This is a genomic window from Streptomyces sp. SID11385, assembly GCF_010548245.1.
Lineage (GTDB): Bacteria > Actinomycetota > Actinomycetes > Streptomycetales > Streptomycetaceae > Streptomyces.
The window spans coordinates 1-4,222 of sequence record NZ_JAAGLR010000506.1 but is presented as its reverse complement, the minus strand read 5'-3'; the positions used below and the strand labels follow the sequence as shown (position 1 = coordinate 4,222).

Below are 4,222 nucleotides of genomic sequence, written 5' to 3'. Positions count from 1 at the left end.
GGGCGCGGCGGGGGCCTCCTCGCGGCGTGGGGCCGGGGCGGGTGCGGCTTCGGTGATGCCGGTGAGGGGGGCCGTGGTGGTGGCTTCGGGCGTGCCGGCCGGACGTGGGCGCTCGGGGCCTCCGGCCGCTGCCGTGAGCCGGGCGGCACCCGTGCGGGTGACCGGACGCGGCGTCCGGTTCACCTGGCGGTGCTTGCGGCCCTTCTGCTGGCGACGCTTGGCCATTGTGCGCTCCGTTCTGTAGCGGTCATGGGTCAACGTCGTGAACGTGCGTCCGTCGATCAGGGTTACGGCAGACCGCGCGTGGGGGTGAACTCCCGGCATGTCCCCGGATGCGGCGGACCCCGCCCCGGCCCAAGATGAACGAGCCCGCCCCGCGCGCGGACGGCACGCGTCCGGGCACCACGGCCCCAGACACCCACCCCGAGGCACCACAGGAAGGCGGCCCCCACGTGACGGCGGACAGTTCCGCGCACCAGCGCCACGAGGAGCGCGCGCTCGGCTCCCGGGGCGCGGTGAACCTCATGACCCACGACCTCGGCGAGTCCCAGCGCTTCTACGGCGCGGTGATGGGCTGGACCTTCCGGGGCAACGCGCTCGGGGACGAGTTCTGCGTGGCCGAGGACACCGAGGGCGTGACGGTCGCGGTACTCGGCGCCGTCGCCTCCACGTACCAGGTGGCCGTCGCCTGGATTCCTTTCTTCGCCGTCGCCGCCATCGACGACACCGTCGCCCGGGTCCGCGAGCGCAGCGGCACCGTCGCGATCGGCCCGCTGCGGCTGCCGCGCGGGCGCGGAGCCCTCGCCGCCGACCGCGACGGCGCCGTCTTCGGCGTCTGGCAGGACGACGGGACGCCCGGCCGCATCGGCAGGCGCAGCCGGCTCGCCTGGGTCGAGCTGCGCACCCGCGACTCCTTCGAGGCGGCGATCTTCTACGGCGAGGTGCTCGGCTGGGGCACGGAGACGCCGGGGGCGCCCGAGGTGCGCTACGAGCAGGAGGCGGTCGTGGTGCGGGACGGCGACAGCCAGCTCGCCCGCATCAGCTCGGGCGCCGTCGAGGCCGCGCCCGATCCGCTCGTCCGTCCCATGTGGCGGGTGCACTTCCCGGTCTCCGACCTCGACGCGGCCGTCGCCGAGGCCGCGCGGCACTCCGGTTCGCTCGTCGAGCGGCAGGACGGGCCCGACTTCCGCCGGGCCGTGCTGCGCGATCCGGCCGGGGCGCTCTTCACGCTCGCGGAACGCACCGGCGGCTGACCCCTTTCGCCCACCACCGCCTCGGGGGCACGCCCACGGGTCCCGCCCCGGCCCAGGAAGGCACGAGCCATGACTCCGGTATCGCAGTTCACCGCCCCCGGGGGCGGCCCGGGCAGCGACGTGGGACGGCGCATCGCGCACAGCAGGACCCAGGCCGGGCTGAGCCGCGCCGAACTCGCGCAGGCGGTCGGCGCCGACCCCTCGTACCTGCGGTACATCGAGGAGGAGAACGCGGCGCCCGGTACGGCGGTGCTGCTGCGGATCGCCAACGCCCTCGGCGTGAGCCTCGCGGAACTGCGCGGGACGGCCGCCGGATACCCGGACGGGCAAGGGCGGGCCGCCGCCGAACCGGTCCTGGAGGAGATGGGGGAGCGGGAGTGCCGCCGCCGGATCGGCGCGCACGGCGTGGGCCGCCTCGGCTTCACGACGGAGGCGACGGGCCCGGTCATCCTGCCGCTCAACTACACGCTGGTGGACGGCGAGCTGACGCTGCGCTCGACGGAGCGGGGCCCGCTGGCGCAGGCCGCGGGCGGCACGGTCGCCTTCGAGGTGGACCGCGTCGACGAGGCGCTCGGGGCGGGGTGGTCGGTCCTCGCCACCGGCACCCTGCGCCACGTCACGGACCCCGCCCGCGCGAAGGCCCTGGAACGCGCCGCCTGGTCGGGCCCCTGGGCGGGCCACGACCGCACGACGTGGTTCACCCTGCGGCCCGAGCGGCTGACGGGGCGGATCATCCGTACGTGAGGGAAGGCGGGGCGCGCACGGCCGGAGGCACGCCCCCGCGGTCCGGGCACAGGGCACGGGCGCGGGCTCACGCCCCCCGCACCAGCAGCAGCGCCGAGTCGTCCAAGTGCCCCGTGTTCCCCGCCGTCGACATCAGGTACTGCGCGAGCACGTCCAAGGGCTCGTGCGCCTTGCGCGCCAGGAGGTCCCCGACGCGGCGCAGACCTTCCTCCGCGGTGAACTTCGGGCCCTCCACCACCCCGTCCGTGAGCAGTGCCAGGATGCCCCCGCGCGCGAAGTCGTAGGCCCGCTCCGGGTACTGGGCTCCCGACATGACGCCGAGCGGCGGCCCCGTCTCGTCCTCGCACACGGTCGCCCGGCCTTCCGCGTCGAGGCGCACCATCGGCGGGTGCCCGGCGCGCGCCGTGCGCAGCCGGCCGTCCGGCAGCAGGCGCACGTACAGGCACGTCGTGAAGGCCCGGACCCCCATCTGGAGCAGCAGCTCGTTGGTGCGTTCCAGGACCATGCCCGGCTGCGGGTCCTGCCAGGCGTAGGCGCGCAGCGCCGTGCGGACCTGGCCCATGAGCCCCGCCGCGTGCAGGTCGTGGCCCTGGACGTCGCCGATGACGAACGCCGCGCCGCCGTCCTGGAGCGGCACCACGTCGTACCAGTCGCCGCCCACGTCGAGCCCGGTCTGCGCCGGGTGGTACAGGGCCGTCAGCTCCACGCCCGGCACCGGCGGCAGCACCTCGGGGAGCATGTTGCGCTGCACGATGCGCGCGAGTTCGACGCGCGCCTCCTGGAGCCTGATCCGCTCCAGGGCCTGCCCGGCGAGCGTGCCGAGGGTCCGCATCAGGGTGCGGTCGCCCTCGGTGAGCATGCCGGGCTCGTGGAAGGTGATGACCCAGGCGCCGAGCTGACGGCCCGCCGCGCGCAGCGGCACCATCGCGAAGGACTCCGCGTCCGTCGCGTCGAGCAGGCTGTGCGCCATCGGCCAGCGCTCGCGGTACTCCTGACGGCTCGCGATGAAGACCGCCTCGCCGGTACGGATGGCCTCGGGCAGCGGTTTGGGGGCGCTCAGCGGCAGCCCCTCCAGTTCCTTCGCGAGCGCCTGGTCGATCTCGTCGCCGAAGACGACCCGCAGGTGCCCCCTCTCGCCGTACGCGAAGAGCGTGCCGACCCCGCCGAACGCCGGAGCGAGCCGGTGCAGCACCGCCTCGGTCAGCTCGTCCTCCGTCGCCGCCGAGATGAACGCCGAGGCCAGTTCGCCGACGAGCCGGCCCCGCTTGCGCTCGTTGACGTACGCCGCCTGGAGCGCGTCGAGGCGCTCCACGAGGGTCGTGGTGTCCTCCGTGGTGCCGACGACGCGGCGCGCCCCGCTGAAACCGAAACGCACCGCGCGGGCCCGGGTGTGCAGCTTGCGGAATCCGGCGCCCTCCCCGTTCCTGCGGAGCCGGAAGAGCAGTTCGGAGCTGTCGGTGCGGCCGGAGACGAGCGAGTCGAAGAAGGCGGCGACGGAGTCGAGGTCGTGGGGATGGACCCGCGCCAGGAACTCGTCGGGGGTCACGTCCCGGTCGGGGCCCATGAGCGAGAACGGCGGTTCGCCCTCCAGCCAGCGGAAACGCTCCGCGTCGTGGTCGTACAGCCACAACGACTCGCCGGTCAGGACGACGCCCAGCCGCAGCGCCTCCCAGCGTCGCTGCGCGAACTTCTCCTCGATCCGTACGAGCAGCACGCCGTCGTCCCCGCGCGTGCGGCGGGCGCTCGCCGTGCAGATGACGGCGCCGCTCGGGACGGCGAACTCCACGGGTTGCAGGGCCTTGCCCGTCCTGCCGTCGCGCGGGAACGAGGCCGCCTCCAGAAGCAGGGCGATCACGCTGTTGACGCTGCTCTCGGGCACGAGGGCGGCCAGCCGCTCGCCGACCAGCTCGTCGGGCGCGCGCTCCAGGAGGCGCGCGGCACGGCGCGACACCTCCAGGACACGGCTCTCGGCCGGGCGGGCGCTCGCGTCCACGAGCAGCCAGGCCGTGCCTTCGCCGGGTGCCGCACTGCCGGGGTCCTGCGCGGGCGCGGGAGAGGGTGTCATGGCTCACCGGTACGGGGAGGGCGGGCGGCGCCGGCGGGCGGTGCCGCGGGCCCGCCGTCGGGCCCACGTCTCCAGGGTCGGGGCCCGCCCGGCGCCCCGCCACCTGTCCGAAGCCCTTGGAGTTACGGGACCTCCGGCCGCCCCGCCCGCCCCGCGGGTA

The 4,222-nt window shown here is 75.3% G+C and carries 3 protein-coding genes and 1 pseudogene; 2 read left to right on the top strand and 2 right to left on the bottom strand.

Annotated elements, in window-relative coordinates; genetic code table 11:
* Window positions 1–225, bottom strand: a pseudogene (locus tag G3I42_RS15735) (hypothetical protein); the annotation flags it as partial.
* 227 nt (window positions 226–452) lie between these two features.
* Here G3I42_RS15735 and G3I42_RS15730 point away from each other — a divergent pair.
* Together G3I42_RS15730 and G3I42_RS15725 are read left to right on the top strand one after the other, a co-directional pair.
* A complete protein-coding gene (locus tag G3I42_RS15730) occupies window positions 453–1,253 on the top strand; it encodes a VOC family protein (RefSeq protein WP_164286459.1) in 801 nt (266 codons plus the stop codon).
* Between the two features lie 69 nt (window positions 1,254–1,322).
* The gene (locus G3I42_RS15725; protein ID WP_164286457.1) at window positions 1,323–1,997 is read left to right on the top strand and encodes a pyridoxamine 5'-phosphate oxidase family protein; all 675 of its coding nucleotides are present in this window, start codon (window positions 1,323–1,325) and stop codon (window positions 1,995–1,997) included.
* 67 nt (window positions 1,998–2,064) lie between these two features.
* Here G3I42_RS15725 and G3I42_RS15720 read toward each other — a convergent pair whose 3' ends face one another.
* On the bottom strand, window positions 2,065–4,062 hold the full coding sequence (locus tag G3I42_RS15720; RefSeq protein WP_164286455.1) for a SpoIIE family protein phosphatase: 1,998 nt from the start codon (window positions 4,060–4,062) through the stop codon (window positions 2,065–2,067).
* Between the last annotated feature and the right edge of the window lie 160 nt (window positions 4,063–4,222).